At 66.7% G+C, this 16,793-nt stretch carries 17 protein-coding genes; 5 read left to right on the plus strand and 12 right to left on the minus strand.

Annotated elements, in window-relative coordinates:
- Complete coding sequence (locus FO044_RS03570) at nucleotides 1-1,074, minus strand: ferredoxin reductase (protein WP_132994076.1); 1,074 nt, start codon at nucleotides 1,072-1,074, stop codon at nucleotides 1-3.
- 135 nt (nucleotides 1,075-1,209) lie between these two features.
- Here FO044_RS03570 and FO044_RS03575 point away from each other — a divergent pair, with 135 nt between their 5' ends.
- Together FO044_RS03575 and FO044_RS03580 are read left to right on the plus strand one after the other, a co-directional pair.
- Complete coding sequence (locus FO044_RS03575; protein WP_132994075.1) at nucleotides 1,210-1,833, plus strand: TetR family transcriptional regulator; 624 nt, start codon at nucleotides 1,210-1,212, stop codon at nucleotides 1,831-1,833.
- A 218-nt stretch (nucleotides 1,834-2,051) separates the two neighbouring features.
- Nucleotides 2,052-2,927: a serine hydrolase gene (locus FO044_RS03580; RefSeq protein WP_244945801.1), complete on the plus strand. Its 876-nt coding sequence runs from the start codon at nucleotides 2,052-2,054 to the stop codon at nucleotides 2,925-2,927.
- Nucleotides 2,928-2,941: 14 nt separating this feature from the next.
- Here the strand turns inward: FO044_RS03580 and FO044_RS03585 are convergent, their stop codons facing one another.
- From FO044_RS03585 to FO044_RS03600, 4 genes are read right to left on the minus strand one after another with little or no spacing between them, the layout of a single operon-like run.
- A complete protein-coding gene (locus FO044_RS03585; RefSeq protein WP_132994073.1) occupies nucleotides 2,942-4,297 on the minus strand; it encodes a dipeptidase in 1,356 nt (451 codons plus the stop codon).
- A 4-nt stretch (nucleotides 4,298-4,301) separates the two neighbouring features.
- Nucleotides 4,302-5,060, minus strand: coding sequence for a pirin family protein (locus tag FO044_RS03590; protein ID WP_132994072.1), 759 nt, complete (start codon nucleotides 5,058-5,060; stop codon nucleotides 4,302-4,304).
- On the minus strand, nucleotides 5,057-5,518 hold the full coding sequence (locus FO044_RS03595; RefSeq protein ID WP_132994071.1) for a MarR family winged helix-turn-helix transcriptional regulator: 462 nt from the start codon (nucleotides 5,516-5,518) through the stop codon (nucleotides 5,057-5,059). The genes FO044_RS03590 and FO044_RS03595 overlap by 4 nt, the downstream gene beginning before the upstream one ends.
- Entirely contained in the window at nucleotides 5,515-6,489 is a 975-nt protein-coding gene (locus tag FO044_RS03600) for a pirin family protein (RefSeq protein ID WP_132994070.1), read from the minus strand. Before FO044_RS03600 ends, FO044_RS03595 begins: the two co-directional genes overlap by 4 nt.
- Before the next feature lie 89 nt (nucleotides 6,490-6,578).
- On the opposite strand from FO044_RS03600, the gene FO044_RS03605 reads away from it, so the two are divergent.
- Genes FO044_RS03605 through FO044_RS03615 form a run of 3 tightly spaced genes read left to right on the plus strand, consistent with a single transcriptional unit; the run spans nucleotide 6,579 to nucleotide 8,683 of the window.
- Complete coding sequence (locus FO044_RS03605) at nucleotides 6,579-6,983, plus strand: hypothetical protein (protein ID WP_132994069.1); 405 nt, start codon at nucleotides 6,579-6,581, stop codon at nucleotides 6,981-6,983.
- 13 nt (nucleotides 6,984-6,996) lie between these two features.
- A complete protein-coding gene (gene aqpZ / locus FO044_RS03610; protein WP_132994068.1) occupies nucleotides 6,997-7,782 on the plus strand; it encodes an aquaporin Z in 786 nt (261 codons plus the stop codon).
- A gap of 10 nt (nucleotides 7,783-7,792) precedes the next feature.
- On the plus strand, nucleotides 7,793-8,683 hold the full coding sequence (locus FO044_RS03615) for an alpha/beta hydrolase (RefSeq protein WP_132994067.1): 891 nt from the start codon (nucleotides 7,793-7,795) through the stop codon (nucleotides 8,681-8,683).
- Here FO044_RS03615 and FO044_RS03620 read toward each other — a convergent pair.
- The 7 genes from FO044_RS03620 to FO044_RS03645 form a co-directional block, all read right to left on the minus strand.
- On the minus strand, nucleotides 8,630-10,441 hold the full coding sequence (locus FO044_RS03620; protein ID WP_132994066.1) for an acyl-CoA dehydrogenase: 1,812 nt from the start codon (nucleotides 10,439-10,441) through the stop codon (nucleotides 8,630-8,632). The genes FO044_RS03615 and FO044_RS03620 overlap by 54 nt on opposite strands.
- A 4-nt stretch (nucleotides 10,442-10,445) precedes the next feature.
- Nucleotides 10,446-11,291: an SDR family oxidoreductase gene (locus tag FO044_RS03625; protein WP_132994065.1), complete on the minus strand. Its 846-nt coding sequence runs from the start codon at nucleotides 11,289-11,291 to the stop codon at nucleotides 10,446-10,448.
- Nucleotides 11,288-11,449: a hypothetical protein gene (locus tag FO044_RS14995; RefSeq protein ID WP_165943118.1), complete on the minus strand. Its 162-nt coding sequence runs from the start codon at nucleotides 11,447-11,449 to the stop codon at nucleotides 11,288-11,290. The genes FO044_RS03625 and FO044_RS14995 overlap by 4 nt, the downstream gene beginning before the upstream one ends.
- 163 nt (nucleotides 11,450-11,612) lie before the next feature.
- Nucleotides 11,613-12,314: a hypothetical protein gene (locus FO044_RS03630; protein WP_132994064.1), complete on the minus strand. Its 702-nt coding sequence runs from the start codon at nucleotides 12,312-12,314 to the stop codon at nucleotides 11,613-11,615.
- Nucleotides 12,315-12,354: 40 nt separating this feature from the next.
- Nucleotides 12,355-12,984: a TetR family transcriptional regulator gene (locus FO044_RS03635; RefSeq protein WP_132994063.1), complete on the minus strand. Its 630-nt coding sequence runs from the start codon at nucleotides 12,982-12,984 to the stop codon at nucleotides 12,355-12,357.
- Nucleotides 12,985-12,991: 7 nt separating this feature from the next.
- A complete protein-coding gene (locus FO044_RS03640; protein ID WP_132994062.1) occupies nucleotides 12,992-15,250 on the minus strand; it encodes an MMPL family transporter in 2,259 nt (752 codons plus the stop codon).
- A gap of 100 nt (nucleotides 15,251-15,350) precedes the next feature.
- Nucleotides 15,351-16,778, minus strand: coding sequence for a YibE/F family protein (locus FO044_RS03645; protein WP_132994061.1), 1,428 nt, complete (start codon nucleotides 16,776-16,778; stop codon nucleotides 15,351-15,353).
- Nucleotides 16,779-16,793 lie beyond the last annotated feature (15 nt).

Genomic DNA, 16,793 nt, shown 5'->3' on the forward strand with positions numbered 1-16,793 from the left:
TCAAGCGTCGATCTCGACGTCGCCGCACGGGGCGGTGACGCAGATCTGGACGTGCTGGTCGGGCTCGGATTCGATGTCGCCGGTCAGCACGTTGCGAGTGCTTCCGGCCTTGCGGACCTTGGTGCAGCTGAAGCAGATGCCCATCCGGCATCCGTATTCGGGATTCAATCCGGCATCTTCGGCCTGTTCGAGGATGGTGCGGCCGTCGTTCTCGGCGGTCACGTCCGATCCGCTGAAGGTGATTTCGCCGGTGACGTCGTCGGGATCGATCTCGATCGGTGCCGCGAGCGTGAACGCCTCGGTGTGCAGACGGTCGGCGATGCCTGCGCCGTCGGTGTACTCGCGGACCGCGTCCATCAGCGCTGCCGGGCCGCACATGTACACCTGTGCACCGTCGGCCTCGGCTACATCGGCGATGTGCGCGGCCGAGAAGTGCTCCGGGGCATCGGTCCGCGTGTAGTGCAGGCGAACGTCGACGCCGTCGACGGTGCGGTCGATCGCGTCGAGTTCGACGCTGTAGGGAACGTCGTCCGGGGTACGTGCGTAGTGCACGAAGGTGACCGGTCCCCGATGTCCCTCGGAGATCAGGGTGCGCAGCATTGAGAGGACAGGTGTAATGCCGCTTCCACCGCTGACGAGGACGACTCGCTCAGGTCGTTCCTGCGGCAGGGAGAACTCGCCGCCGGTGCTGTCCAGGGTGAGCACCTCGCCCGGCCGGACCTGCTCGCGAAGGTGATTGGAGACGAGGCCGCCGTCGTGCACGGCAACGGTGATCTCCAGCTCGCCGCGGTTGGACTCGGCGTTGGCCGGAGAGAAGAACCGACGGTGTCGAACGCCGTCGATTACCACTCCGACCTCGACGTACTGTCCAGCTCGGTGCCCTTTCCACTGGCGCGTGGGCTGCAGGGTCAGGGTGACCGAGCGGTCGGTCTGGCGCCGGACCTCGAGGACCTTGGCGCGCGTGTCGCGCCAGGTGAGCATCGGGTCGATGAACTCGAGGTAGCGATCGACCGGGTACGGGGTCGCGGTGGCCTCTACGAGTGAGCCGACGAGAGTTGCGATGCGATTGGCCATGCCGGTTCTCCTCCAGTTCGTTCTAAGTTTGAGTGTACATATGTACACACAAATAATGACTGGCTGTTCCGGTGGGTGTCAAGGTCGTGTCCATGTGTTGGCCGTCACGGGGGACCGGTGGCTTAGACTGCCCACGTGGCTGGGAGCCGAGCGGAGAAGAAGGAGCAGACGCGTCAGGCGCTGCTCGATAACACCATCGACTTGGTGGACGACCGTTCCTTCGGCAGCATCAGCCTGCGTGAGGTGGCACGAGGCGCCGGAATCGTGCCGACCGCCTTCTACCGCCACTTCGCCTCGATGGAGGATCTCGGCGTCACGCTCGTCGAGGACGCGATGCGCATGCTTCGCGGAGCGTTGCGGGAGGCCCGACGCGATCTGACGGCCCGGGGCATGCCCACGGCGCGGGAGTCGCTCGCAGTTCTCCTCAAGAAGGTCAAGAGCGACGAGAAGCAGTTCCGCTTCCTGGTTCGCGAGCAGCACGGCGGCGTCAGCGAAGTGCGCCGCGCGATCGGGACCGAACTGCGACTGCTCTCGCGTGAGCTGGCGATCGACCTGGCGCGCACGCCCGGCCTCGCTCAGTGGGAGGCCGAGGATCTCGAGGTGAGCGCGGACCTGATCGTCACCATCATGCTGACGACAGTGGCCGAACTGCTCGACGGGGACGGCCGGGAGTCGACCGAGCGTGCCCTCGTCAGCCGTGCTGAACGTCAACTCATCCTGGTGTTCCTCGGAATGGGGCAGTGGCGCCCGCGTTCCTGATCGATCTGGTCGTGGTGAGTACGTATTCGCCTGGGATATCGATGGATTCGACCGCTGCCGATAAGAGCCGCTGCCGGTAACGGTCACGCAACGCCTGCGTTGCGGTAGAGGCACACGACTTGGAGTCCAGCTGCGAGCGACCTATCGTTACTCAAGTTGCTGGTGTTACTGAAGGGACTAGAGTGATTCGTCGCAGGGTGGTGTCGTCGTGTGTGTCCGTGGTTGTCGCGTGCGGCGTGACTGCGGGCGCGGGCACTGCGAGCGCGATGCCCTCCCTACCCGGTCTGCCACCGCTTCCCGACCTGCGGATCCCGTTGCCCATGCTGGTGCCGAACGTGCCTGCGCCGCCCGCCACAGAGGCTGATCTGAAGAACAGCTTCGACAAGGCGGCGAAGAGATCGAGCAAGAAGACGCCCGGCAGCGTCGGAATCGCCATCACCCCGGTCAACAGCGACGAGACGATGTCGTTCGGCAGCGTCCGCACGGCCCGTGCGTGGTCGACCCTGAAGGTTCCGGTGTCGATCGCCGCCGAACGCGCCAACGGCGCAGCGGTCGACGACGATGTGCGCAAGGCGATCCGCAAGTCCGACAACGATGCGGCCGAACGGCTCTGGGACTCGCTCGGCGGTGGTGCTCGTGCCGTCGACGGCGTGACGGCCGTCCTGCGCGAGGCGCACGACGTGAAGACCCACGTGGACTCGGAGTTGGATCATCCGCGCAGCTACCCGGGCTACACCCATTGGAGACTGGCGCAGCAAGCGGTGTTCGGCGCGCACCTGCAATGTCTTCCCGATTCCGGTCCGGTTCTCGATCACATGCGTGAGGTCGAGGCGAACCAGAAGTGGGGAATGAAGAACGTGCGCAAGCGCGGTGTGACCACCGCGGTGAAAGGCGGATGGGGGCCGGCGACCGACGCAACGGGGAAGTATGTCGTGCGTCAGCTCTCAGTCGTCACCACCCCGCGCGGCGCATTCGCGGTGAGCATGGCGGCCCTTCCGACGAGCGGATCGTTCTCGGATGGGACCGTCATGCTCAACCGCATTGGTAAATGGGTCGGCGACAACATGGACGTGCTGCCGACGGGCCTCTGCTGACCGACCCGGCGTGACTACTTCCCGAACGTGGTCAGCAGGATCGCCTCGGCGAGCGCGGTACGCCGCAGTTCCTCCGGGTCGACGCTCTCGTTCGGCGCGTGGATGTGGGTGAGCGGCTCTTCCACGCCGAGCAGTGCGATCTCCGCGTCCGGGTGCGCTGCGGCGAGTGCGCTGGTCAGGGGAATCGATCCGCCCTGACCGGCATGGAACACCGGCACTCCGTCGTAGGCGCTGACCATCGCCTCGGTCAGCGCTGTGTAGCCGGGACCGTCCGTCTCGGCGCGGAAGCCGCCACCGAACGCGTCCGGCTCGAACTCCATCTGCACGCCCCACGGAGTGTGCTCGCGCAGGTGCGCGACGAGTGCGTGGTACGTGGCCTCGGTGTCGAGGCCCGGCGGAACACGCAGGTTCAGCATCGCCGATGCCTGCGGGATGATCGCCGCCGCACAATCCTCGGTGTTCGGCACGTCCATCCCGATCACGGTGACCACCGGCCGCGCCCATGCCATGTCGGCCGGGTCCCCGCTGCCGAGGATCTCGGTGCCGTCGAGTGCGCCGATATCCTTCCGGAACTGCTCATCCGAGTACGTCACTCCCGCCCACTTCTGATCGTTGGGGACGCCCTCGATGACGGTGTCTCCGTGCTCGTTTCGCAGCGACGCTATCCCGGCGATCAGCGCGGCCATCGCGTCGGGCGTCGGTCCGCCCGCGCCACCCGCGTGGACGCCGGATTCCAGCGCCCGAACGGTCATCTTCACGTTCACCACGCCACGCAGGCTGGTCGTCAGGGTCGGGATGCCGACGGCCACGTTGCCGGTGTCGCCGATCAGGATCAGGTCGGCTGCGAACAGTTCTGGGCGTCGCGCCACCAGGTCGTCGAGTCCTTCGCCGCCGGCCTCCTCCGAGCCCTCGATGATGATGCGCACGTTGCACGACACATCGTCGAGAACCGCGCGCAGGGCGGTCAGGTGGGCGACGATGTTGCCCTTGCAGTCGGCTGCACCGCGTCCGTACCAGCGGCCGTCGTGATCGGTCAGCTCGAACGGCGGGGTGTTCCACTCGGCGTCGGGCCCGGGCGGCTGCACGTCGTGATGGCTGTAGAGGGCGATGGTCGGGCTGCCCTCCGGGCCGGGTCGGTGCCCGACGATGGCGGGTGAGCCGTCGCAGGTGACGATCACCTCGGACGAGAATCCGAGTTCGGCGAAGGCCGCTGCCACCCAATCGGCACTGGCCCGGTTCGCTTGCGCTTTCGACGAATCCAGGTGGATCGATGGCAACGAGACGAGAGTGCGAAGGTCGTCCTTCGCGCGATTCATGAGTTCGGTGACGGCGGTCGACAGGGTTTGTGTGCTCATCCCAGTGGGGCTCATGCCATCAGGATGGCACGACATCGAAGCTCGCGTGCATCTCCCAGAACAGGATCTCGGCACCCGCACCGCCGGCATCGGGTATGACCTGGTAATTCGGCGAGTCTGTGAGGCGTGCGGCATCCCCTTCGGACAGCTCACGGTGCTCACCGTCGACGTCGATCGAGACGGTTCCGCGCGCAACGTACAGGTGCCCGAACGGTGCGCCGGGCAGTGTGATCGGCTGGCCCGCGTGCGGCCGGGCGATGTGCAGCGCGGCGAATCGGTTCTCGATCCGGGCGACGTCCGGCCCGGTGTGCTCGGCGCGACCGGAAGCGACGACGACGGGCTCACCGGACGCGAGCGCCTCGGTGAAGTCGTGCTCGGAGTGACTCGGCGGAAGGCCGTCCGTCTGCGGGGCCACCCACATCTGGACCACTCTCAGCGGCCGCCGCTCGGAACGGGTGGATGCGTTCCGTTCGGAGTGGATGATCCCGCGTCCTGCGGTCATCCGGCCGAGGACGCCCGGTCTCATCGTCGCGGTGTAGCCGGCGGAGTCGTGGTGCACCACGGCACCGTCGAGCACCCAGGTGAGGATCTCCATGTTCTGGTGCTGGTGCGCATCGAGGCCTTCTCCGGGGGCGACGACGTCGTCGTTGTTCATCACGAGGACACCGTGGGCGTTGCCGAACAGGTCGTAGTTCCCAGTGCCGGGGAACGACTGCCGGGAGGTAAGCCATTCGTTCGACCAGTGGTGACGATCGCCGGAGGCGATGACGGTGATCATCGGGTACCGAGGTGGGTCGACAGGCGGCGCATGACGGTCTCGAGCGCCGGACCGTCGTCGGGGGACAGGGCCGAGTAGAAGACCTCTTCCACATCGTCGCGGTGCCGGCGCGCGGCGGATCCGAAGGCGGTGAGTCCGCTCGCGGTGAGGGCGGCATAGCTGCCCCGACGGTCGCCGGGAACGGGTTCGCGGCACAGCCAGCCGCGCTCGCACAGGGTGCGCACCTGGTAGGTGAGCCGGGATGCGGAGAACACCATGCGCCGCGACAGCTCGTTCATGCGGAGACGGTGGTCGGGAGCCTCCGCGAGGAGTAGGAGCACGTGATAATCGGTCAGCGACATGGCCGGGTCGCCGGCGCGGAGCCGCTCGTCGAGGAGCGTCTGCACGCGTGCGCTGTTCTCGATGAAGAGCCGCCATGCTCGCTCGGTCGGAGCGCAGGCGTCGTGGACAGCGGTCATCGGACGGACCGGTGCGGGCGCAGTGCATCCGGCGGGACCACGCCGAGGCGGCCGGCCTGGAAGTCCTCGAGCGCCTGGACGAGTTCCTGCTTGGTGTTCATGACGAACGGACCGTACTGCGCCACCGGTTCCCGGATCGGTCGTCCGCCGAGAAGGAGGACCTCGAGCGCGGGACGATTGGAGTCCTGCGTGTCGTCGGCGGAGACGGTGATCCGGTCGCCCGCGCCGAACAGGGCGAGTTGGCCTCCCTCGATGGGGCGTCGGTCCGGGCCGACTGCGCCGCGGCCCGACAGCACGTACACGAGCGCGTTGAAATCGGGGTTCCACGGCGTCGAGAGGCGGGCACCGGGCTGAATCGTCGCGTGGGCGAACGTGATCGGCGTGTGGGTCGATCCGGGTCCTTCGTGGCCGTCGATACCGCCCGCGACGATGCGGACGAGAGCTCCCGCGTCGTCAGAGGTCAGCAGGCGGACCTGCCCGCCTTCGAGGTTCTGATAGCGCGGCGCCAGGAACTTGTCCGCTGACGGCAGGTTGACCCACAGCTGGATTCCGTGGAAGACGCCGCCCGATTCGACGAGGTCGACCGGCGGGGTCTCGATGTGCAGGACGCCCGATCCGGCGGTCATCCACTGGGTGGCGCCGTTCTCGATGAGTCCGCCGCCGCCGCTGGAATCCTGGTGCTGGAAACGGCCGTCGATGATGTACGTGACGGTCTCGAATCCGCGGTGCGGATGCCAGTCGGTGCCGCGGGGTTCGCCGGGCTGATACTCGACCTCGCCCATCTGGTCCATGTGGATGAACGGGTCGAGATCCCGCGAGTGGACGCCGGCGAACGCGCGGACCACCGGGAATCCCTCGCCTTCGAAGCCCCGCGGTCCGGTCGTGATGGTGCGGACCGGACGCTCGACTTCCTCGGGGCCGGGTGCGCTGATGCGCGGCAATGTCAGGGTGTCGGCGGTCACTGCGGGCATGTCTGCTCCTTAAAATTAAAACTATCTATTCGGTTTCAACTGCACCCCAGGTCATTTAATTCCACGGTGATTCAGGTCATACTCGATGAATGGCAATCATGTCGACACCAGACCGCGCGGGACGAGGCGGGGCCGAACGTCAGCGACTGCGGAAACTCGCGCAGGCCGCGATGAACGCCGACCAGACCGTCGACCAGGTCGAGGGCATCCTCGGTGAGATGGGCCCGGTCCTGGGCGGACTCACGAAGACCATCGACGATCTCGACGTCACCCTCGAGCAGTTCGACGAATCACTGGTGACGTTCAGCGCGACGCTGGCACGTGTCGACGCCACGGTCACCAGGATGTCGGACATCGTCTCGCGACTCGACGCCATCGTGTCGCGCGTCGAGGGAGTGGTGGTCATCGCAGAGACTGCGTTGCGCCCGATCACCGTCGTCGAATCGGCCGGTCGCGCGGTTGCGTCGCGCCTCGGACTCGTTGATCAGAATTGAAAGGGAACCGAAATTGACTGACACAACTGAGTCGACGCCCGCGGTCGCGGCCTCGGCGAAATGGCTCGCCGAACTGTTCGGCACCTTCTGGCTGGTGTTCGGTGGCTGCGGCAGTGCCATCTTCGCCGCAAAGGTCGTCGCCGATGCCGAGGGAACCGATGCGAGCATTCAAGTCGGCATCGGATTCATGGGCGTTGCACTGGCCTTCGGTCTGACCGTCGTGACGATGGCGTACGCCGTCGGGCACATCTCCGGTGGACACTTCAATCCCGCCGTCACTCTCGGCGCAGCGGTCGGCGGGCGCCTCCCTTGGCGGGACCTTCCCGGTTACTGGGTCTCGCAGGTCGTCGGCGGCCTTCTGGCGGGCGCCGCGCTGTACTTCATCGCGAGCGGCCGTGACGGGTTCGACGCCGAAGGGAACATGGCGGCGAACGGCTACGGCGACCACTCGCCGAACGGATACGGCCTCGCCGCCGTCATCACGGCCGAGATCATTCTGACGGCGTTCTTCCTGATCGTCATTCTCGGCGCGACCGACGGACGGGCGCCGAAGGGCTTCGGGCCGTTGGCGATCGGCTTGTCCCTCACCCTGATCCACCTGATCTCGATCCCCGTCTCGAACACCTCGGTCAACCCGGCACGGTCGACGGCTGTCGCATTTTTCAACGGAGCCGGAGCGCCCGGCCAGCTATGGGTGTTCTGGCTCGCGCCATTGGTGGGCGGTGTGATCGGCGGGCTGCTGTATCCGCTCCTGTTCGAGAACGGAAAGCTCGCGATCGGCGGCGCTGCGAAGGGCTAATGTCTGCCGTATGCAGACCGATACGTCGTCCGTCACCGGGCGGCATGGCACGACCATCGTCTACGACGTCCACCGTCCCGCAGGGGATCCGGTGGGCGTCGTGGTCATCTCTCACGGAATAGGGGAGCACGGGGGACGCTACCGACACGTAGCCCGGGCACTGGCCGACCTGGATTACCTTGTGGTGGTTCCCGATCATGCCGGTCACGGGCGGTCCGGCGGCAAGCGGATGCGCGTCGACGACTTCAGCGACTTCATCGCCGATCTGGACACCGTGATCGAGGCTGTCGGGTCGGTCGCGGTGCCGCGGTTCCTCATCGGGCACAGCATGGGCGGCGCGATCGCGCTCCGCTACGCCCTCGACCACGCGGATCGGCTCGACGGGCTGGTGCTCTCGGGTGCGGCTCTCGTGCCCGGGAAGGGCCTGCCGCCGGTGCTGGTGAAGCTGGCGCCGTTCCTGGGCCGCGTCGTGCCGTGGATGCCGTCGACGACCCTGCCGTCGGAGGCGGTGAGCCGAGACGCCGACGTGGTCGCGGACTATCAGACGGACCCGCTCGTGTGGCACGGCAGGATCGGCGCCGGACTCGGCGGACAGGTCATCGGTGCGATGGCCGATTTCCCGAAGGAGTTACCGTCGCTGACCATGCCGACGCTGGTTCTCCACGGGGGCGCAGACGTGCTCGCCGACCCCGATGGCAGCGTCATGGTCGGCGATCTCGCGGGCGCGGAGGACGTGACGGTGACGATCTATCCCGGACTGTTCCATGAGATCTTCAACGAGCCGGAACGCGATGCGGTGATCGGCGAGGTGACCGATTGGCTCGTCGCGCACACCGCTGATCGCGGCTCAGAGCCAGGACGCCTCGGTGTCGAGAGTGGTGCGGTCGAGACCGGCGAGTAGATCGAACGCCGTGGTGATCTTCGGCAACTCGTACATGTAGAAGTAGCGCGCCGCGGCCCGCTTGCCCTGATAGAAGTCGGAGTCCGCCGCCGACACGCTCTCGCGTCCGGCTTCCGACGCATCGGCTGCCAGCACCTGTTCGAGCCACATCCATGCGATCACCACGTGGCCCGCAGCCTCGAGATAAGCCGTCGCGTTGGCCAGCGCCAGTTTGGGGTCGCCCGGCGCCCACAGAGCGGCGGTGACTTCCCCGAGACGCCCGAGCGACTCCGCGAGCTGCTCGGCGTACTCGGCGGTCTCGTCCGCGGCCTCGCGAGCCCTGGCGACGGTCTCGCCGACGGTCGCGATGAGCAGTGCGAGCCCGGCGCCGTCGTGCATGATCACCTTGCGGCCGAGCAGATCGAGCCCGTGAATACCGTGCGCACCCTCGTGGATCGGGTTCAGCCGGTTGTCGCGGTAGTACTGCTCGACGTCGAACTCCTTCGTGTAGCCGTAGCCGCCGAGTACCTGGATGGCGAGACTGTTCGCCTCCAGGCACCACTGACTCGGCCAGCTCTTGGCGATCGGAGTGAGAACCTCCAGGAGCAGGTGCGCGCGGTCGCGGGCTTCCGGGTCGTCGAGCGTCTGCTCGTCGTCGAGAAGGGAAGAGCAGTACAGAAGCAGTGCGAGCGAGCCCTCGACGTACGACTTCTGGGCGAGCAGCATGCGCTTGACGTCGGAATGCTCGATGATCGGGACCGGCGGGGCGGCCGGATCCTTGGCGTCCACCGGGCGGCCCTGTGTCCGGACCTTCGCGTACTCGAGCGATTGCCGGTAGCCGGCGCTTCCGAGCGCGGTGGCGAGGAACCCGACGCCGATGCGCGCCTCGTTCATCATGTTGAACATGTACTGCAGGCCGTGGTGCAGATCGCCGACCAGGTAGCCGACAGCACCGGATCCGTCTGTGGGGGAGTGCGTTCCGTCGCCGAAGTTGAGCAGGGTGTTGGTGGTGCCGCGATTGCCCATCTTGTGGTTCAGGCCCACGAGTGCAACGTCGTTGCGGGTCCCGTCGGTCAGGAACTTGGGCACGATGAACAGCGAGATCCCCTTGACCCCGGGCCCGCCGCCGGGCGCCTTGGCGAGGACGAGGTGGACGATGTTCTCAGTCAGCTCGTGTTCGCCCGCCGAGATCCACATCTTGGTTCCGGTGATCCGGTACGCCCCGTCGTCTGCGGGCGCGGCCTTGGTGGTGATATCGGCGAGCGACGATCCGGCCTGCGGCTCGGACAGGCACATGGTGCCGAAGTATCGGCCCTCCACGAGCGGGCGCACCCACGTGTCGATCTGCTCCGCGGTGCCGTACTTCGCGATCAGGTTGGCGTTGCCCGCGGTGAGGAACGGGTACGACGACGTCGATGCGTTAGCGGCCTGGAAGAACGTCGTGGAGGCGCGGGCGACGGTGTTGGGCAGGGCCATTCCGCCGAGTTCCTCGTCGAAGCCGCCCGCGTTCAGTCCGGCCTCGCGGTAGGCGTCCAGGGCATCGCCGATCTCGTCGATCAGGACCACCTTGCCGTCATCGCCGACGTAGGGCTCGTTCTGGTCGGACTTCTTGTTGTGCGGTGCGAACTTCTTGGTGGCGATGTCCTCGCTGAGATCGAGGACGGCATCGAAGGTCTCACGGGAGTGCTCGGTGAAGCGCGGTCGGCTGGTGAGTGCGGACACGTCCAGCCACTCGTGCAGGAGGAAGTCGATGTCGCGGCGGGACAGGTGCTCGGTCATGGGTTCAGATTCCCACGCGCGTGATCAGTCGGCCCACCAGACGCGGCGAGAAGGCCGAGATCGTACGCAGAATCACGGCGTAACGCGGATACAGTTCGGCAGGTCGCTCACGGACGGCGCGCAGAATCCAGTGGGCGGCCTGCTCGGAGGTGAGTGCCGGGGCGTCGTCGTACGACGACGTCGGGGCGATCATCGGCGTCCGCACCAACGGGAAACCCGTGTTGGTGACGGTGACGCCGGTGCCGTCGCATTCGGCGTCGAGGGACCGGCCGAATGCGGCGATGGCGGCTTTGGACGCGTGGTAAGCGCTGAACTTGGGCATCGTGCCGGCAGTGACGCCCCACGTCACGACGTTGACGATGTGCCCGTCGCCGCGTTCGAGCATGGTCGGCAGCAGCCGGAGGATCAGCGATACCGGCCCGAAGTAGTTGAGCGCCATCGTGCGTTCGTAATCGTGGAATCGGTCGACGGTCTCGGACACCGGGCGGCGGATGGAGCGTCCCGCGTTGTTGACGACCACATCCGGTGCGCCGAAACGGCTGAGGACGTCGTCCGCGAGGAGTGCTGCCTCGTCGGGGTCGGAGATGTCGGCCGTCAGCGGATGGGCTGATCCGCCCTCGGCGGTGATGGCGTCACATGTGGTCTGGAGGTTCTCCGCGTTACGCGCGACTGCGAGGATCGTCGCGCCGTGTGCTGCGAGCAGATGTGCGGTGGCTTCGCCGATGCCCGACGATGCGCCGGTGAGGAGGACCGTCGTGCCGGAGAGATCGGGACGAGAGCCGGCTGGTCGGTGACGGATGCCGCGAACCGTCCGGGGCGGGTTCAGCAGCGCGTCGACGACGGATATCACTTGGTCTTCTTGATGACCTCAAGCGCCTCGTCGGCATCGACGTTCTTGGCCACGAGTTTTCCGTTCTTCACCTTGCGGATGCTGTAGCGGTCAGCCTTTTTTCCAGCCGCGACGTGCAGTCCCGCCTTCTTCGCCTTCTTGTTCAACTGTTCCAGCACGATTGGATGGTAACTGTTCGAAGTGAACTGTCACATCGAGTCGGACCGAGACCGGTAGCTGCCGGAGGCCGGAGTCGGCCGGTGAACGGAATAAAGTCCGAAATGTCGTAATAGCTGCGATATGGGGTGCGACCCGAATCACTGCCGACTTCGGTGTGCGCGTCTAATTCGTGCCAGGGCCCGCCTCGAGCGCGGCCCGAACCTGCCGTTCCAGAGCGGCCGATCCCTCCGGCGGAAGCGAGATGAGTCCGTCGAGATCCGTGCGTGCGCGCAGGTACGCCTGGCGCCGCTCCTCGGGTGAGGCGCCCTCGTTCATCGCGAGTTGCAGCAGTCGCTGAGCGCGAGCGAGCCGTTCCTGTTCGAGGGCGCTGAAATCGGATCGCCGTCGCCTGCGGGCCTCGGCTTCGGCGACCCGCAGGGACGCGGAGTACTCGTGGACCGCATCGCGGAACGTGCGGACCGTGCCGGGGTCGGTCGCCGAGTCCTCTGTCGGCTGCAGCAGTTCGACGCGGCTTCGAGCGCGGTGGAACTTCTCGGTCAGAGGTTCGCGCAGATCGACGAGCATCGGATAGTCGAGCAGCGTCGCCAGATCCGTCTCGTAGGCGAACCACCGTTCCTCGGTGTCCCGGTACTCCTGGGTCGCCGCCGTCAGTTCCCGGTGGACGGCGCCGGCGTCGATCCGTCCGCGGCTCTCCGCTTCGGCGCGGGCCACCGAGGCCTCCTGCTTGATCCGGTACTTCTCGAGTCGCCGCTGGCCACGACGCTCATTCCATGCACCGACGCCGCGGGCGATGCCGCCGATCGAACCACCGAACACGAAGATGAGCCACCAGTAATTGCCGACCGCATCCCAGAATGAGCTCACTCGTTCAGCGTAATGCTGATCAGCAGCTCCAGGGGAGGTGTCAGACGGGCAAACCGGCTTCGAGGAGGTCGATGGCCTCGATGCACTCCTCGAGTGTCGGCATCTCGCCCTCGCCGGTGTGGCCCGTCACGTGGAACATGACGCCTGCCGCCGCTGCGATGAACACCCGCAATCGCAGGTCGTCGGCCGGTACATCCAGGTAGTCGGCGATGAAGCCCCTCGCCTCGGCGAGGATCCCGTCCGATTCGTTCTGGAACGCCACCATGAGTTCGGGTTCCTTGTTGAGGAGATCCGATCGTCGTGGATCCGAGGCCCACTCGTCCGCTTCCGCGATGTGGAAGAGGTCCGTGACGATCCGCCGAAGCAGGTCGAATCGGCTCAAGCCCGGCGGAATGGCCTGGAGGATCGCGACGCGCTGCTCGTCCAGATCGTCCTGCAGGACTACCTGTTCCTTGCTCTGGAAGTAGCGGAAGAACGTCGTGTGACTGACCTGGGCGGCGTCTGCGATCTGCGCAACCGTGGTGGCCGTGTAGCCCTGACGGTCGAACAGGTCCATCGCCGCATTCCGGATCGCGTTGCGGGTCCGCGCCTTGTTCCGCTCACGCAGACCGGGCCGCGGCCCCGGGCATCTTCCCGGGGCCGCGGTCGGCTGTGCTCTCTCGTTCGACACGGCAGACCTACGCCTGACTCCGCTCGGGGGTGCCGGCGGCTGCCTCGTTGGCCGGGCCGGTCTCCTCGAGACCCTTCAGGCCCTTGTCGCGCACGGCTCCACCTTCGATGTCGAAGTCGATGACCAGCTTGTCGAGCCACTTCGGCAGGCCCCATGCACGGTCGCCGAGGAGCGACAGTGCGGCCGGGATCACGATCATGCGGATGATGAATGCGTCGAAGAACACCGCGATCGCGAGGGCGAAGCCCATCATCTTGGCGGTGGTGTCCGGAGCGAGCATGAACGCCGCGAACACACTGATCATGATGAGCGCTGCCGACGTGACCACGCGGGAGCCGTGGCGATAGCCCGCGACGATGGCGTCCTTGGCACTCAATCCGTGGATGAACTCCTCGCGCATCCGGGTCACCAGGAACACCTGGTAGTCCATCGCGAGGCCGAACACCACACCCACCAGGAAGATCGGCAGGAACGACAGGATCGGCTTGGTGTGGTCGATGAGACCCAGTGCGCCGTCCTGGAAGATCAGGACGGTGATGCCGAATGTCGCGGCGACCGAGAAGACGAAGCCCAGCGTGCCGATCAGCGGCACCCAGATCGACCGGAACACCCCGATCATGATCAGGAAGGCCAGGCCGACCACCACGGCGATGTAGGGGATCAGGGCAGAATCGAGCTTGGACGAGAGGTCCGACATGATCGCGGTCTGACCGCCCACGTGAATCTCGCCGCCTGCGGCTTCGACGTTCGAGCTGAGGCCGCGGATCTCCTCCATCAACGTGTGCGTCTGGTCCGACGACGGAGCGCTCTGCGGCGTTACCGTGATGAGGGCAGTATTCGCGCCGGCGTTCGGTGCGGCGGGGTCGGCGCCGTTGCCCATCCAGGCGACTGCGTCCGGGGCCGTGACCCCGTCGAGCTTCTTGATCTCCTCGACCGCGGTGTCGGCAGCGCCGTCGACGCTGCCCGACTCGCTGTGGACGACGACGAACAGTTCGCCCCCGACGCCTTCACCGAATCCCTGCGAGACCAGTTCCTGCGCGTCGACCTGGTCGTCGGAGACCATGTCCATGCCGAGCTTCATGCCGCCGACCGGGATGGCCGCGGCGACCAGAATCGCGAGCCCACCCGCGATGAACGGGATCGGCTTGTTCACCACGGTGCGTCCGAAGCGGACGCCCAGCGGCGTGGCGTCGGCCTTGGGATCGGCGTTCTTGATCCACGGGATGCGAGGCGCGAACGCGAAGCGACCGACTGCGCCCAGCAGCGCCGGGATCAGAGTGAGGGCGCCGAGGACGGCGGCGACGACGGCGACGGCGGCGCCCAGCCCCATCTGGGTGATCAGGGGGATGCCGATGACCATCAGGGCGGCGACGGCGATCACGACGGTCAGGCCGGCGAACACCACCGCACTGCCTGCGGTTCCGACAGCACGGCCCGCGGCGTCTGCGGGATCACCGCCGCGCGCTCGTTCGGAGCGGTACCTGGACACGATGAACAGCGCGTAGTCGATCGACACTGCGATGCCCAGCATCATGACGATCGCGGTCGCGGTCTGGTTGACCGACATGAACTTCGCCGACAGTGTGAGCAGGCCCATGGTGAGGCCGACTCCGACGATGCCGGTGATCAGCGGGATGAATGCCGCGACCAGCGCACCGAAGGCGACGATCATGATGACGAAGGCGACGGCGAAACCGATCAGCTCGGCGGTACCGCCCTGCTCCATCGCACCCATGATTCCGCCGAGCGCCTCGACCTGGAGGCCGTCGACGCGGTGCTCGGAGATGACGTCGACGAACTCCTCCTTGTCGGCGGCCGTCGCATCCATCATGTTGATCGACTGCTGCACCGGAAGCAGGCCGACTCGGCCGTCGTCGCCGAGAACCTTGGCAGCGAGCTCCGGCTTGGCCGCAGCGGCGGTCACCGGGTTGACGATCGCGTCGGCGTTGGCGACCTCGGGAAGCTTCTTGAGGTCGGCGACCAGCGCATCGATCGCGGGACCGTGCTTATCGAGACCGTCAGGTGCGGCGATCACGACGTTCGTGGCCGCCTCGGTCTGCTGCTCGGTGATGGCGGGGAAGTACTCCTCCATCTGCGACATCGCCGTCCCGCCGTCGGTGCCGGGGAGATCGAACTCCTGGGCGAACTTGGGCTGCAGTGCGCCGACGAGTGAGAAGACGACGGCGAGCGAGGCGACCCAGGCGCCGATCACCCACCATTTGTGACGGAAGGAGAACCGGCCGATGCGGAACAGAATGGATGACATGCTAACGATTGTTAGTCAGTAACACTTTTGCTGCAAGGGGTCGTTCGGGTGATCTTCGACGCGCTAGCTGCGCCGGGTAGCACAGATCACGCAGCGCACATCACGTAGCGGCGGACGGCGTGCGCGCAGGGCCGGGTGCCACGAGCGCAGCCGCGATCGCCGTGGTGAGCGGAACCGACAGGCAGATCGCGATCCCGCCGACGAAGGCCCGCGCTAATTCGATGGCGACCTCCTCGGATGTCAGCAGGGATGAGACCGGTTGCGCGGCAACCGAGAACAGCAGAAGCAGCGGCAGGGCGCTGCCTGCGTAAGCGAACACCAGTGTGTACACGGTGCTCGCGATGTGGTCTCGGCCCACCCGCATCGCTGCCCGGAACGCCCCGAGGCGCGTCTGCCCGGGCATCGCGGCCAGCTCGAACGTCGCCGACGCCTGGGTGATCGTCACGTCGTTGAGGACACCGAGCGTGCCGATGACGAAGCCGGCCAGGAGGAGGCCGTTGAGGGAGATCGTCCCCTGATACAACTGCAGCTTCATCGCGGATTCCGCCGAGAGCCCGGTGAGAGTGAGTGACGAGATCGCCGCACTGCTGAGTAGTCCGGCGAAGACCAGGGACAGCAATGTGCCGAGGAGTGCGGCGCTGGTTCGCAGATTCGCCCCGTGCGCCAGATACAGGACGGCGAACAGGATGGCCGCCGCCGACACGATCGCGACCCAGACGACGTTGTTGCCGCTGAGGATCGACGGCAGGGTGAAGAAGCCGAGGATGGCGAAAGCTATCGCGAGACCGATGATCGCGCGCACTCCCCGCCACGTCGCGACGACGATCACCGCGAGTACGAAGGCGATCGCCCACCCGATGAGCGGCGTTCCGCGGGTGTAGTCGTAGAACGCGTATCGCCTGAGCGTCGTGCCGGATTCGGCGTCGGGGGTGGGCATCGCGCTGACCCGGATCTCGTCGTCGACCGACAGTCGAGGCTGGCCCGGCTGCGGGTCGTCGGGGCTGCCTGCGTCGATCGACGACGAGTCCGGACCGACAGCGGTCTGTGCGCGATTGGTGGGGACCGACAGCACGCTGTACGAGTCGGTGTCCGGGCCCGAATCGATGTGGATGACCGACGAGATGCACGGCCCGCCGGTGGTCGGGATCATCGGGTAGTCCCTGCTCGGCGTGCCACCATCCGACGAGCAGTCGGCGCGGTTCTGCGATACCACGGTCGCGTCGTACAGCTGGAGCGGTCCGCCGTCGGACGACCGGAACTGCATCGGGATCGGGTGGTCGCCGTCGGACGGCCAGGCGATGATCGCACCGATCGCGACGATGACGGCCGCGATCGCCAGTGCGCCGATCACCACGGGCTTGGCGTAGCGGGCGAGGTCGCTCGTCACGCCGCCCCCGTGGTGATGCCCGTGGCTGTGACCGTGGATCCGTTCGGGCGCAGGCGCGGGCGCCGGTTCGGGTTCGGGCGCAGGTGCGGGTTCGTGCCGCGGCTCGGGCTCGCGGTCGGGTTCTGGAAGCCGGTGACTCACCGTCCCAGAGTAAGC

This window comes from Gordonia zhaorongruii (assembly GCF_007559005.1).
GTDB lineage: Bacteria > Actinomycetota > Actinomycetes > Mycobacteriales > Mycobacteriaceae > Gordonia > Gordonia zhaorongruii.

Bases quoted from the DNA above. Each gene is read 5' to 3' on its own strand.
- FO044_RS03570 (WP_132994076.1), bottom strand. From the start codon at position 1,074: ATGGCCAATCGCATCGCAACTCTCGTCGGCTCACTCGTAGAGGCCACC.
- FO044_RS03585 (WP_132994073.1), bottom strand. From the start codon at position 4,297: ATGAGCCCCACTGGGATGAGCACACAAACCCTGTCGACCGCCGTCACC.
- FO044_RS03590 (WP_132994072.1), bottom strand. From the start codon at position 5,060: ATGATCACCGTCATCGCCTCCGGCGATCGTCACCACTGGTCGAACGAA.
- FO044_RS03595 (WP_132994071.1), bottom strand. From the start codon at position 5,518: ATGACCGCTGTCCACGACGCCTGCGCTCCGACCGAGCGAGCATGGCGG.
- FO044_RS03600 (WP_132994070.1), bottom strand. From the start codon at position 6,489: ATGCCCGCAGTGACCGCCGACACCCTGACATTGCCGCGCATCAGCGCA.
- FO044_RS03605 (WP_132994069.1), top strand. From the start codon at position 6,579: ATGGCAATCATGTCGACACCAGACCGCGCGGGACGAGGCGGGGCCGAA.
- FO044_RS03615 (WP_132994067.1), top strand. From the start codon at position 7,793: ATGCAGACCGATACGTCGTCCGTCACCGGGCGGCATGGCACGACCATC.
- FO044_RS03620 (WP_132994066.1), bottom strand. From the start codon at position 10,441: ATGACCGAGCACCTGTCCCGCCGCGACATCGACTTCCTCCTGCACGAG.
- FO044_RS03640 (WP_132994062.1), bottom strand. From the start codon at position 15,250: ATGTCATCCATTCTGTTCCGCATCGGCCGGTTCTCCTTCCGTCACAAA.